The following is a 13,094-nucleotide window of genomic DNA, read 5'->3' as shown; positions in this document are numbered from 1 at the left end:
TAATCATCTGCGGCGTGTCTGCCGGGCTTGAAACCGTCTGTCTGCGCGGTCCACCGCTTTTTGCTCCATCCCTGCCGGGGACTTGTCCACTGAAGCACTTCCGAAAAATTCAACCATCGCTGCGACAGAGCTATGCCTGAACAGCTCGATAATAGGAATCTCGCGGTTAAGCATACTCTGCAGCTTCAATTGCATCTGAACCAGCTTGAGCGAATTGCCGCCAAGGTCGAAAAAATGCTCATCCCTGCTGATATGCGGACGGTTCAGGAGCTCCTTCCATATGGAGATAATTCCTTCTTCCAATGAGGATTGTGCCGGTACCGCTGCAAGTTCAATCGTCTCAGGCAGAATGGCCAGCAGTGCTTTGCGGTCCGTTTTGCCGTTGGGAGTCAAAGGGAATTGTTCGAGAATGCTGATGCTGTAAGGAACCATGTAGCCCGGAAGCCGGGAACGCAGATGGGAACGCAGTGTTGCCAAGTCCGGCAAGGACAGGCTTTCCGAACCGAGAATTACAAAAGCGCGCAGACGTCTCGCGTCCTCCTCACCTTCAGCAAGCACAACAGCCTCTTGAACGCCGGGACAGGCCTTCAGGGTACTTTCGATTTCGCTTAATTCAATACGGTAGCCGCTGATTTTGACCTGGAGGTCGTCGCGTCCAAGGAATTCAATGACTCCGTCTGAGCCATAGCGGCCCCAATCCCCCGTCCGGTAGAGGCGTTCTCCGGTGATAGGCGACAGGATAAAACGTTCTGCAGAGCGGAGCTCATCCCGCCAGTAGCCGCTGGCAACGCCCAGACCGCCAATATATAACTCTCCCGGCACCGATACTGGACATTCTTCCATCCGTGCATTCAGCACATATACTCGCTGGCCGGACATGGATAGACCATAGGGAATGTTGGTCCAAGCCGGATCGACAGTATGAACCGGGAATTGAATCGACCAGACCGCAGCTTCGGTTGCCCCGCCAAGCGCAATGACCTCAGCCTGAGCACTCAGGCGTTGAATAGCTCCCGGAAGAGTAGAAGGAATCCAGTCTCCGCTTAGCAGGCACAGTCTGAGGGAATTCAGCCGTACTTCAGATGCGGCATACATCAATAGCATATTCATGAAGGCGGGAACGCTGTTCCAGACCGTAACCCGGTGCTTCTGCATCAGCTCCAGCCAGTGTGCCGGATCACGCAGCCGCTGCGGGTCCGGCAGCACCAGTGTGCCTCCTGCCGCCAGGCAGCCGAAGATGTCGAATACGGACAGATCGAAGCTTAGCGAAGAAAGGCCCAGCACGACATCCTGCGGGTTCAGCCCATAGCTGCGGTTAATGTCAGACAACGTATTAACTGCGGCTATATGACTGATCATCACCCCTTTGGGCGTTCCTGTACTGCCGGAAGTGAATATAACGTAGGCCAGTTGCGCGCCTATTCCGTCCGCATTGCCTCCATATTCCGGTGTCTCTTCGTTTCCAGTATTTCCGTTGACCTCTATGGTGTGAATAGAGGTAGTCGCCCAATCCCATACAGGGACAGAGGACTGGACCAGTACCACTTGAACCTGTCCGAGCTCCAGCAGCTCTCCAATGCGGAAGGCGGGCAGACCTGCGTCTACCGGCAGGTAGGCAGCTCCTGCCTTTAAGATCCCTAGAACCGCGGCCACCTGCTCCCAGCCTTTTTCCATCACTACGGCAACCAATGTCTCCGGTTGTATGCCATACGCCACCAGCTGATGCGCTATAGCATTGGCTCTGCGGTTCAACTCTCCGTAAGAGAAAGTAGTTCCACCCGCGATCAGGGCCGGAGCATTGGGCTGAGTGCGGGCCATCCGCTGAAAGCCATGATGCAGGGCAATGTCCTGCGTCTCCTGTAGGTGTTGGTGCCGTGTATCAATATCCGCCAGTCTAAGACGGTGTGCGAATCCGGCTGAACCTGAATCGGCCAGCGGCAGGGGCAGCTCCCAAGCCTCTTCTTCTGCTGCCAAACGGCGCAGCAAGCTGCCATAGATGTCAAACATCTCATCCAGCACTCCCGGCGGGAACTTGCTCAGGGCCGCGTCCCAATTGTAGTGAAGCTCGCCGTCCCGCTCAGCTACCTGGTGATCCAGCCATACCTGAGGTGTCTCCGACAGACTGCGTGCTTCTGTATCCGGTTCATTCCTCCGCTGGAAGATCTCATCGAATCCGGCAGTCGTCTGCTCCTTGTCAGACAAGTCCAGCAGGCTTGTGAACACCACCGGAACCGGCTCACTCAGAATGCTGTAGGCCATAAGCTGTTCTGTCACACGGATGCCACTGTAAAGGCGGTGATCGAGATCGGACCACAGACGCTCCTGGAGCAGTTCAGCCCTGCTGCCAAAAGGAAGAGGGTCACGGTAATCGACCTCCAGCAGACTGATGGTGGTGAAATCGCCAACCAGTTGCTCCAGCTGCGGATGCAGCGGAAGACGGTTAAACAGCGTTAGGTTCAACAAGAAATGCGGCTGCTTGGCATACAGCGCAAGTACTTCCGCATAACAGGCGAGCAGCAAGGCGGAGGAAGTTAACCCCCGTCTGCGTGCCGCCGCTGACAGCCTCGACCAGAGACTGGCCGGCAGAACGGCCTTCCAGCGCTTGAATGCCTGCCGCTTGAGGCCTTGAGAAGCCGCAACAGGCAACTGCGGACCGGCCGGGAGGCGGGGGAGCCGCTCTTGCCAATAGCTCTGCGCCATTCTATAACGGTCTGCGGAGGTTACGGACTGCAAGGACAGCACATAATCACGGAAAGTTGCTTCCAGGGGCGGCAATGGGTCTGTTCCGGCATACAGCGCAGCCAGTTCATCCAGGATAATCCGAAAACTCAGCGCATCCGCGATCATAAGGTCAAAGCTGATATGCAGCCGGGTCAGTCCTTCGGGCAGCCGGGTGGCTTCAATGGTGAACATGGGCCAACTGCCGGTATGAATCGTCTGCGACATCACTTGACGAATGTCGTCCAGCCGTGAGACGCGCTCCGATTCGGAGCAGCCGCTTACGTCTGTCATTCTCACCGGATAAGGCGGAACCTCTTCCAGAATCTGCTGCATGCCATCCGGCATAACCCTTGCCCTCAGCATAGGGTGCCGCTTAATAAGTGTCTGGAAGCACTGTTCGAAACGTTCAATATCAAGCCCTGCAAACTCCATCTCCTGATAGACATGAGTAGCGGCGCTGTCTGTCCGTCTTCCGCTCCAGTAGGCCATCTGCACCTCGGTCAAAGGAAAAGTCTCAAAGGCTTCTTCCGGAGATACTATAAATTCGGGTAAGCCCACTCTGGCTGAGCTTCCCGTCTCTGACAAAGGTGATGCCGCAGCGTCATCCAGTTCTGTTGCCATGTTGGCAACGGTGGAGGCGATAAGCAGCTCCCGGAGCGTCAGCTCCACCTGCATCCTGGAGCGGATTTCAGTCAGCAGCTTGACAGCCAACAGTGAATTACCACCCAAATCAAAAAAATGATCGTGAATTCCAACGCCGGTCCGGTTCAGCACCTCACCCCATATCTCGGCGAGCCGGCTCTCAGTTGTGCTTCGCGGCGCTGTGTAGCTGCGGGTTAACACCGCCTTATCCAGTGGCAGGCGTGAAAGGAATTGCCGGTCTACCTTGCGGTTCGGTGTTAAAGGCAGCTCAGCAAGCTTAACAAAACGTGCCGGGATCATATAACTGGGAAGCACCTTACGCAGAATCTCCTTCCAGTCTGCTTCATCAGCAGTGGCTTCGTTGCCGGCGGCTGAAGCGGACGGCACCCAATACGCTGCCAGCAGGGGTTCTCCCTGTCCGTCGTCGCAAGCGACCACGGCGCTTGCCGCAATCTCCGGCTGAAGGTTCAACTGCTGTTCAATCTCAGAAGGCTCGATGCGGAAGCCCCGCAGCTTGAGCTGCTGGTCATTACGGCCGAGATAGACCATTGCTCCTCCAGGCAGCAGCCGGACCCGGTCCCCTGTGTTAAATAACCGCCCTCCCGCCTTATCCAGCGGATTCTTGATGAACTTCTGCGCGGTCAGCTCCGGCTGACGGTGATAGCCGTCCGTTACGCCGTCACCTCCGATGTACAGTGTGCCCTCGGCTCCGAACGGCACAAGTGCCAGTGCTTCATCCAGGACCCGGCAGGTTGTACGTCCGACCGGTCTGCCAATCGGGACTTTGTGCAGGAGGTCGTCCGGCGTAAGTTTGTGGGCCAGAGACCATACCGCCGTTTCGGTGGGACCATACAGATTCCATACCGCTTTACCCCGGTGCAACAATTGTGCAGCAAGCTCCGGCTTCAGTTCCTCACCACCGCAGAGTACGGTCATATGCGGTGAACCCTGCCAGCCCTCCGCCAGCAGCAGCCGCCACAATACCGGTGTTGCCTGCATAATGGTCGGCTTATAACGATTCATATTCTCCATAAGCTGTCCCGGATCGCTGCTGCTTCCCTCCTGTGGAAAGACCACCGTGGCCCCTGCGGATAATGGCAAGAACAGCTCAAGCAAGAAAATATCAAATGAGCATGTCGTGACAGACAACAAAGAATCCTCTGAATTCAGCTGCAGCAGGTCCTGCATGGCATATAGGAAATGGACCGCATTCCGGTGAGTCACGGCTACCCCTTTGGGCTGGCCTGTACTCCCGGAGGTATAAATCATATAAGCGAGCTGCGGTCGTTCAGATGCCTTGAAGTCAGGCAGAGCATGATTAGTCTGCCAACACGGGCTGCCTGGGCTGATGTCACAGCAACGATGGTTGCCGAACCGCACGGCTTCCGCAGGATGATCTACCAGAATGCAGTCCAGCCCGGCGTGGCCCGCAATGTATTGCAGCCGCTGCTCTGGAAAGGCCGGGTCGAGCGGAACATAAGCGCCGCCGCTGATCAGAATGCCCAGGATGCCTGCTGCCAGCTCGAACGAAGAACGGGCACAGATCCCAATGCGGTGCCCCGGCCCTGCACCGAGGGAGTCCTGCAAATAGGCTGCTAACCGCTCTGCCGCGACATACAATTCGGCATAAGTATAGGAACGGGGGCCGCATACCATAGCAATGGCGGACGGACTGGCAGCGGCTTGCCGCTCTACCAGTGAATACAGTGTCGCTTGCTCCGGGTAAACAACCCCCGGGCCGGTGCCTGCCTTATGCAGCTCCGCAGCTTCAACCGGGGAAATCAAAGGAAGCTGCGGGAGCGTCTGCTGCGCTTTCGCCGGCAAATGACCAAGCATCCAGACATAGTTGGCGAGCAGTCCTTCGGCTATTCTTTTGTCATAGAGATCAGTGTTGTATTCCAGCATGATATCCAAATGGTGGAGATGCTCAATAACTTCCAGTGTGATATCGAATTTGGCAGACGGCTGAGTCCACTTCTGCGGCGTGCAGACAGCACCGTCCAGTTGATCTAATGCCTTGCCGCCTTGCTGGAAGATAAAAAAGAGCTGGAATAAAGGTGAATAAGCCATGTCCCGGGGCGGATTCAATGCATCCAGTACATGCTCGAACGGGATGTCCTGAGCTTTCAGGGCTCCAAGCACGGTCTGCATGGTCAGTTGCAGAACCTCTGTGAAGCTGCCTGCTTCGCGGATATCCGTTCTTAACACCACATTGTTCACGAAGCAGCCCAGCATCTCTTCGGTTTCTTCACGGCATCTTCCCGCTGTCGGAGTGCCGACCACAACGTCACCCCTGCCGGTATATCGGTACAGCAGCACGTTAAAGGCAGCCAGGACAGTCATGAAGAGCGAGGCGCCAGCCGATCTTGCGAGAACTCTGAGCGCTTCAAGCTCCTCCGCTTCGATCCGCAGCATGCAGCTGTCTCCGCCCGAGGTCAGCAAGCGCGGGCGCGGGCAGGATGAAGGAATTGTATAGAAAGGATCTGCGCCCTCCAGCTGCTCTTTCCAGTAATGCAAACCTTCTGTCAGCATCTCTGCCTGCATCCATTCTCTCTGCCAGCAGGCATAATCGGCATAGTCGGATGCACGATGATTATGCGGTGGGTTCAGGCCTTTGCATAATACGTTATAGAGCTGCACCCATTCTTCTGTAAGCAATCTTAGCGACCAGCCATCGGCAACAATATGATGAATGACGAACACCAGCATGTGGTCGTCTTCTGCCAGCTCGTATAATCCGGCGCGCAGCAAGGGCGGCCTGCCGAGATCAAACGGCTGCGTAAGCAGCGGCTGGGCCGCTTGTTCGACCTGGTGCAGCCGCTCCGCTTCCGTTGCCCCTGTAACCTTGACCTGCAGCAGCGGAATGGCGCTGTCGGCGGCGATGTGCTGCTGCGGTTTCCCTTCTGCAGCGGTGAATGAGGTCCGGAAGCTCTCGTGCGCAGCCGCCAGCAAGCGCAGGCTGGCTTCCAAATGATCCTTCTTCACCGCACCGGTAATTCGGATGGCCTGATGCAGATGATAACTGGAGGCGGTGCCGCCGAGCTGTTCCATCAGCCATAAACGCTCCTGGCTGTAGGACAACGGTAATCCATTGCCGTCGCGTGGTTGTTTGTCCAAAGGAATCTGCAGCACGGGAATACCCCGTTCCCGCATTTGCCGCCGGAACCATTGTTTGTGCTCAGGCGACAATGAGGAGAAGGTTACTTGTTCGGCCATTACCCCTTCCCTCCGCCCGGTTTGAGTTTGTCCTCTGCAAGGCTGCTGGCGATTTCGCGACTGCTCATGGCAGCCACTTCCTGGAACAAACCTGCAATGGATTGCTCCTTGCGGGTCTCCCCGGACGTATTCTCCAGCAATTGGGCCATTCCGCTAACGGTCGGACGAAGGAATATGCTCTCGATGGACAGCTGTACGCCCAAAGCTTGCCGAATCCGGTCCAGTACCTGGGTAGCCAGCAGCGAATGACCTCCCAGCTCGAAAAAGTTATCATCCGCACCCACCGGATGAATATGCAGCTCCCGCTCCAAAATCTCCACGAGCTGCTGCTCGATGCTCCCCTCCGCTGCACGGTACGCTGCCGTTACCTTGGGGCGGGCATGGCGTGATCCGGTTTGACGTTGCTCGGGAATGGAACTGAACGGTACGGATTTCCCGGATGCTTGTGTCCCTGACGTAACCGTAACCGAGGCATTTGAGCCGGACGGGGCAGCTTCGGGATATACCCAGTAGCTCTGCCGGGAGAACGCATATGTTGGCAGCGGAACCCGCCGGCGCGTCTCATTTCCGAAATAAAGCCCCCAATCCACCTCTGCACCGCATACCCATAGGTTGGCTATAGCCTGTGCCAGCACCCGCGTGTCCTCGTCTTGTCCTTGGACAGAACGCAAGGCGGGTACCCACAGACTGTCTTCAGCCGCAGCCGGGTTCTGCCGCCCGAGCCCACATAATGTGGAGCCGGGTCCAACTTCGACAAACAACCGGTTTCCTTCGCGCAGCAGAGCCCCAAGTCCATCCATAAAGACAACCGGCTCAAGGATATGCCGGGTCCAGTACCCGGGGTCGATAGCCTCCTCAGCCTTCAGCCAGCTCCCGGTAAGACAGGACATGATTGGAACAGAGGGTTCCTTTAGTTCCACCTGCATCAACAGCTCATGGTAAGCGGCGGCCATCGGCTGCATCAGCGGCGAATGGAAGGCGTGAGAGGTGAATAGTTTTTTATTGAAAATACCTTCTTCTGTCAGCCGCTGTTCCAGTTTGGCAATGGCGGCCTCTTCTCCCGACAACACGCATAGACCGGGGCTGTTGACCGCTGCCAGCGTAATTCTCTCTTGCAGATATCCGTTTACTGCTTCACGGCTGAGCCCAACTGCCAGCATCGCTCCGCTTTCGGTCCGGGACATCCACTCTGCCCTGCGGCAGACCAGCATAACGGCATCTTCGAGCTGGAACACACCTGCGATTGCGGCTGCAGCGTACTCTCCCAGACTATGACCGATCATGGCCTGTGGACGAAGTCCCCGGCTGATCAGGAGCTGGGCCATAGCGTACTCAACAGCAAACAACAGCGGCTGGGTAAGCGCGGTCTCGTTCACGTCCAGTGCTTGTGGAAGATTCTTCACGGATTGCATCAATGGCTTAATATCCATCCCCGTCAGGCTATGGATCTGCACTGCGCAGCGGTCGTAATACTCACGAAATACCGGCTCAGCAGCGTATAGGCCTGCCGCCATCCCGATATATTGCGAGCCTTGCCCCGTGAACATAAACACTAGAGGACGGTTTCTGGAAGGACTTTCTCCTTGGTATAGCCCTTGCGGGTCCGATGCTTCCATGGCCAGGACAGCTTCTTCCTGCGTGGAGCAGACCACAGCCGCCCTGATCCCGAACGCCTGCCGTCCAACCGACAGTGTATATGCCACATCCGCTAGTTTCGTCTGCGTCTCTTCGCTTAAATAGTGCTGCAGCCGGGACAGATTACCGTCACGGGAGGTCTCGGATTTCGCCGACACTGGAAGAATATGCCACCTGGGCGCGGCTGGTTCACTGTCCATACGCGGACCCTCTTCAAGGATCACGTGGGCATTGGTGCCGCCCATACCGAGCGAGTTCACTCCGGCGCGGCGCGGGTAGGCTTGCCCCTTCCAATCTATAAGCCCTGTGTTTACGTAAAAAGGACTGCCGTCAAAGTCAATCGCCGGATTAGGGCGCTCATAATTGAGCGTCGGCGGAATTTGCTTGTGGTGCAGCATAAGCGTCGCTTTGATGAATCCGGCAATGCCGGCGGCAGAATCGAGATGCCCTATGTTCGTCTTGACCGAACCGATCGGGCAATACCCGCGCTGATTCGTGCCAAGGCGGAACGCTTGGGTCAACGCCTCTATTTCAATGGGATCGCCCATCCGGGTGCCGGTTCCATGCGCTTCAACGTAACCGATCGTCTCCGGGTGAACCTCTGCCAGCGCCTGGGCCGAAGCGATGACTTCGGATTGGGCGCCTACGCTTGGCGCGGTATAGCTGATTTTATCCGCTCCGTCATTGTTGACGGCAAATCCCTTGATGACAGACCAGATATGGTCCTTGTCGCGGATCGCTTCATCCAGCCGTTTCAGCACGACAAGACCGTAACCGTTGCCGGGAACAAATCCGCTGCTATTCTCGTCAAAAGCGCGGCAGTGCCCGTCCGCGGACATAATTCCTCCAGGCTCAAACAGGTAGCCGGCACGTTCAGGCGGGCCAACCGTGATGCCGCCAGCCAGTGCCGTGTCACATTGATAGGTCAACAGGCTCTGGGCTGCCATGCAGACGGAGACCAGAGAGGTGGATGACGAGGACTGCACCGCCATAGACGGGCCTTTGAGGTTCAGGCGATAGGAGATCGTTGTAGCCATACTGTCCTTGTCATTGCCGATGGCAGCCTGCAAATTGCCGGTGGCCAGCATTTTTTGAATATGAGGATAGAGGTTCAGGAACAGATAGGAACTCATGCTTTTTCCTACAAAAACGCCCATGGAGCTTCCACACTCCGCGGATTGGTAGCCAGCATGCTCCAGCGCTTCCCAAGCACATTCGAGCATCATCCGGTGTTGGGGGTCCATAAGCTCCGCATCCTTGGGATTGATCCCGAAAAAAGCGGCATCGAACGCATCAAGCTGGCCGATCTCCCCTTTGGCCCGGACATAATTCGGCTGACTCAGAATTTCGGGATCAATGCCTGCCTCCTCCAGCTCCCGGCTGGAGTAATGGGAAATACACTCTTTTCCCCCGGTCAGATTCTGCCAGAAGGCCTCCAGGTTCTCGGACTGCGGGAATCTTCCTGCCATGCCGATGACCGCAATTTCATTTCCGTTATAAGGATACTCAGGATGACTCATAGCATCTATTCCTCCTTCTCTATGGTGCTGCGAACCGCTACGGAAGAAGCTGTTTTCCGGTAACGGAGAAATGCATTTTTTTGCTTCGCGGCCGTCTCGTAAATGTCTGTCCCCAGAGTATTGCGCGAGCCTTCGCTGAGATATCCGGCAAGTGAACGGACCGTAGGGTATTTGAACAAATCTACCAGCGTCAGCGGAACGGGAAATTCCCGGCTGAGCCGGTCATGCACTTTGGCGAGCAGGAGCGAATGTCCGCCCAGATCAAAAAAGTTGTCTTCCACGCCAAAGTGCCGGAGCTGTAGAATCTCCTCCCAGAGCTTTGCAATGGTTATCTCTGCGCTGGTCTGGGGCTGTTCATAGGCGGCCCCGCTACGGGCAAGGCTATCGCCAAGCTGCGGAAGGGAAGAAACCTCCAGCTTGCCATTGGCATTGTAAGGTATACGCTCAAGCTGAATATAAGCCGCTGGCTTCATGTACGAAGGTATCCGCGATTCCAGCCAATGCGCCAATTGCTGGCCGATAATGCTCGCTTGGCTGCGGACCGTATAGTATGCGATCAGCCGCAGGTTCCCTTCAAAATCGGACTGAGGATGCACGGCTGCCTCTTCGACTTCCGGGTATGTGCACAAATGCCGCTCTACTTCACTTAGTTCAATCCGGTACCCGCGGATCTGGACCTGCCGGTCGCTGCGGCCGATAAAGGCAAGCTCGCCGCCGGGGAGCCAATATCCGGTATCCCCTGTCAGCAGCAGACGCTCGCCTTGGCGGAACGGATGGGGAACAAATGCCGCTTCGCTCAAGTCACTACGATTCAAATATCCGCGGGCCAATCCGTGTCCAGAGATACAGATTTGTCCCTTGACCCCAATCGGAACCGGCCGTAAATGAGCGTCCAGCACATAGACCTGCTGATTGGCTACCGGCCGGCCTAGTGAGGCGGACACGGCTTGCCCCCCATCCTGGCCAGGCTTCAGTAACTTATACGTACTGCACACGCCGGATTCTGATAGTCCATAACCGTTGGCAATATCCATTCCGCGCAGCTTGTCCACATGCGTGGGCAGCAGAGTCTCTCCCCCACTCAGAATGAGGCGAAGCCGGGAAGAGGTTCCGCCGTTGCTATTCAAGCGCCGAACCATAGAGGGTACGGTGCTGAGGATCGTGATGTGATGTTGCTCCATGTAGGCCCTCAGCTTGCCCGGGTGCAGCACTGTTTCGGTATCCGGCAGGACGAGTGTCCCTCCGGCAGCCAGAATCGGCAGCGACTCTCCGATGAAGCTGGCTGAAGCAACCGATGTAATGGGCAGCAGACAATCCGCGTCCGTCACCTGATACGATGATAGAAAGGAGTGGACCAGGTTATCGATGCTGCGCCGCTCCAGAAGCACTCCTTTCGGAACCCCTGTCGAACCGGAAGTGAAGATGATAAAAGCTAGCGCCTGCGGCGGTAATCGATGCTCCGGTCCCCGCTCATTCTGCTCATCGAACACCGGGAGCTGTTCGTCCAGTAGGATTACACGCTCTGGCGGGAGCGGCAGCAGCAAGGAATGGACGGCATCACTCAGTGCATACACGTCGCCAAGCTCCTCTACCATCTGCCGGATACGTTCCTTGGGCATCGCAGGATCAACGGGTACCACGGCTCCTCCTGCTTTGGATATGGCAAGTGCAGCGGCCACAAAACGTCCCGAGGAGGGAAGGCAGACGATCACCGGCATCTCCGCGTAGAAGTGTTTGTCCATAAGTTGTGCCGCAAGATGGTTCGCCCACTGATTCAGGGTATGGTAACTAAGGGCATGTTCTCCCTCAAGCACCGCGCATTTCTCTGGAGTCAGGCCAGCTCTGCGCTCAATCCAGCTTACAAATCCATGTTCCGGTATGGGCTGCTCCGTTTCGTTCCATGTCCGTACAATCAGCTTCTCTTCTGAGGCCTCCAGCAGATTGAGCCGTCCAAGCGTCTCCTGCGGATCGTTCAGAGCGGCCATCGTCAGCCGGATAAAATGCCCGATCATTCGTCTCACTGTTGCTCTTGTGAAGAGATCGGAGCTGAATTCAAAAGTCCCCCGTAGTCCTCCGTCCTCCTCCCAGCAGGATACGGACAGATCATTCTGGGCAATTCCGATGTCCAGCGGGACGGCTGACATACGGAGGCCTTGCGCTTCCATAACAGGCAGCTCCAGATTATCAAGCTGGAACATGGTCTGAAAGACAGGCTGTACGCTTCGCTCGCGGTCCGGGTTCAGTCTCTCGACAAGCAGATCGAACGGCAGGTCCTGATGGTCAAAAGCCAGCAAAGCCTCTTGCTGAACACTCCTTGCATAGTCTATAAAAGACAGGCCGTCCTGCGGCTGCGTACGGACTACCACGGTATTCACGAACATCCCGATCAGCGGCTCCAGCTCGGTTCTTGTCCGTCCGGCTACCGGCGTACCGACAAGTAAATCCTCTTCTGCACAGTACCGGAAGAGCAGCGTCTTGAAGACGGTCAGCAGGAAGTGAAACACGGATAAGCGTTCCTTCCGGCAAAAGCTGCTAATGCGCTCGAATACTTCAGTCTCTATCCGAAACGGCTCCATCCCGCCCAAACCCGACATGGTGCTTGGCCGTTTGAAATCGGCGGGTATGTCCAGCATAGGAGGCGCGCCTTCCAGCTTATCCAACCAGAATGTAAGATCCCGTGCATACGCCGTCTCTTCGCTCCGGCTCTCAAGCCACCTTACATAGTCCCGGTACTGGATCGCCAGCGGCTGCAGGTCTGGAGCTCTCCGGTGTAGCTCCGCTTCATACAGCTGTGTGAAATCACGAAGGAGGACTCCCTTGGACCAGCCATCCGCAATAATATGGTGCATGCGGATGATCCAGATATGCTCCTGTTCACTCCTCTGCAGCAGTGTAAAAGAAATTAGCGGATCATGCTCCAGGTCTATCGGACTGCCTGCAATGCGTCTGATTTCGGCATGCAGCCCTCCAGAAGAAATGGCTGCGCCACCGCCCTCCATGCCCTCTACTCCCACGACTTCAAAAGCTAAAGCTCCTGCGCGAGGGCAGGCGTACGGTTCGCCATGGTGTTGTCTGTAATTTACGTTCAGCAGTTCGTGGCGCTCCAGCAGGGAGCGCAGTGCTGCCCGCATGCAGTCTAAGTCGAGGTTCCCTTCGATCTTCAGCACTGCGCTGTTATTGAAGGCTGCGCTGCCCGGGTGTAACTGCTGGAGGAACCAGATCCCGCGCTGCGCGGGGGACAAACCGAAGGAATCAGATTCTCCTGTACGGGGAATCGCGGTGTGCCTGTGGCCCGGAACTGAAATGCCTTTGTTACGCAATAATCGGTCATACAGCTCATTGTTCATCATCATTATTCCG

General features: G+C 56.4%; 3 protein-coding genes. All 3 read right to left on the bottom strand.

Going from position 1 to position 13,094, the window contains the following annotated elements; genetic code table 11:
- Positions 1-3: 3 nt before the first annotated feature.
- Genes NST43_RS14900 through NST43_RS14890 form a run of 3 tightly spaced genes read right to left on the bottom strand, consistent with a single transcriptional unit; the run spans position 4 to position 13,087 of the window.
- Positions 4-6,579 (bottom strand): amino acid adenylation domain-containing protein, encoded by a 6,576-nt coding sequence (locus tag NST43_RS14900; RefSeq protein WP_339225104.1) that lies wholly within the window; start codon positions 6,577-6,579, stop codon positions 4-6.
- Positions 6,579-9,734, bottom strand: coding sequence for a beta-ketoacyl synthase N-terminal-like domain-containing protein (locus NST43_RS14895; RefSeq protein WP_339225103.1), 3,156 nt, complete (start codon positions 9,732-9,734; stop codon positions 6,579-6,581). Before NST43_RS14895 ends, NST43_RS14900 begins: the two co-directional genes overlap by 1 nt.
- Before the next feature lie 5 nt (positions 9,735-9,739).
- Complete coding sequence (locus NST43_RS14890) at positions 9,740-13,087, bottom strand: amino acid adenylation domain-containing protein (RefSeq protein ID WP_339225102.1); 3,348 nt, start codon at positions 13,085-13,087, stop codon at positions 9,740-9,742.
- Between the last annotated feature and the right edge of the window lie 7 nt (positions 13,088-13,094).

Source organism: Paenibacillus sp. FSL H8-0332 (assembly GCF_037963835.1).
In the GTDB taxonomy this organism is placed as follows: Bacteria; Bacillota; Bacilli; order Paenibacillales; family Paenibacillaceae; genus Paenibacillus_AQ; species Paenibacillus_AQ rhizoplanae.
The sequence above is the reverse complement of the archived record's forward strand: the minus strand, read 5'-3'. Positions and strand labels throughout refer to the sequence as shown.